The organism is Sphaerochaeta halotolerans, from assembly GCF_003429665.1.
Taxonomy (GTDB): Bacteria; Spirochaetota; Spirochaetia; order Sphaerochaetales; family Sphaerochaetaceae; genus Sphaerochaeta; species Sphaerochaeta halotolerans.
The window spans coordinates 1-773 of the sequence record NZ_QUWK01000047.1 but is presented as its reverse complement, the minus strand read 5'-3'; the positions used below and the strand labels follow the sequence as shown (position 1 = coordinate 773).

Annotated in this window: 1 protein-coding gene and 1 pseudogene; both read left to right on the top strand. The window is 56.0% G+C overall.

Annotation, left to right across the window (positions count from 1 at the left end):
• Nucleotides 1–561, top strand: a pseudogene (locus DYP60_RS13915) (ISNCY family transposase); the annotation flags it as partial.
• Nucleotides 558–743, top strand: coding sequence for a hypothetical protein (locus DYP60_RS13910; protein ID WP_117331612.1), 186 nt, complete (start codon nt 558–560; stop codon nt 741–743). The pseudogene DYP60_RS13915 and the gene DYP60_RS13910, both read left to right, overlap by 4 nt.
• The last annotated feature ends 30 nt before the right edge of the window (nt 744–773 follow it).

Below are 773 nucleotides of genomic sequence, written 5' to 3'. Positions count from 1 at the left end.
GAACGCCTCAACCGAACACTCCAAGGCCGGCTGCCGGTGGAGTTCACCCGCCATGGGATTGCCTCCATGGAGGAGGCGAATGCCTTCCTGTGGGACTATCTTCCCCGGTTCAATGCACAGTTCTCGCTCAAGGATGAGAAGGATCTCGACACCAGCACCTTTCTTGAGGCTCCTGAAGAGCAGGACATCAATGCAATCCTGGCGGTGGTTTCCCGGCGGGTGATCGATGGAGGCAACAGCATCAAGTACCACAATGCGTACTACCAGCCCTGTTTCCAGTATTCCAACGGCCTGAGGCCCAGGCTCTTTATGAAGGGAACGAAGGCTTTGGTCATCAGGGCATTCGACGGCACGCTGCTTGCGAGCATCAAGGAGGAGACCTACATCCTCAGGGAAGTGGAGAAGCGAAGCTCCCACAGCAAGGAGTTCGACCCACAGCCCATCCCCAAGCAGAGGAAGCCATACAAGCCAGCCCCGGACCATCCCTGGAAGACGAGGTTCCTCTCTCCAAGGGTGCTTGAGACCCATATCGCCGAATCCCCCAAGGGGTACGAGCTATGAGAAACCGGACCGGATACAAGGACCTGGACTCGCTGCGGGAAGACGCTGTTTTCTCCAGCGAGGAGCTTGAGCTGCTCCTCATGCGCATAAATGAGGAGCTTGAATATGCTTCATCCGACATCCTTCGGACCTGGGAGAAACATGCCACCAATGCGCACAAGACTGACACCTGGCGGTTTTAGGAGGAGGAAAAAATCATTTACGGGTTACAG

Excerpts from the sequence above, each read along its gene's own strand:
- DYP60_RS13910 (WP_117331612.1), top strand. The coding sequence starts at position 558 with ATGAGAAACCGGACCGGATACAAGGACCTGGACTCGCTGCGGGAAGAC.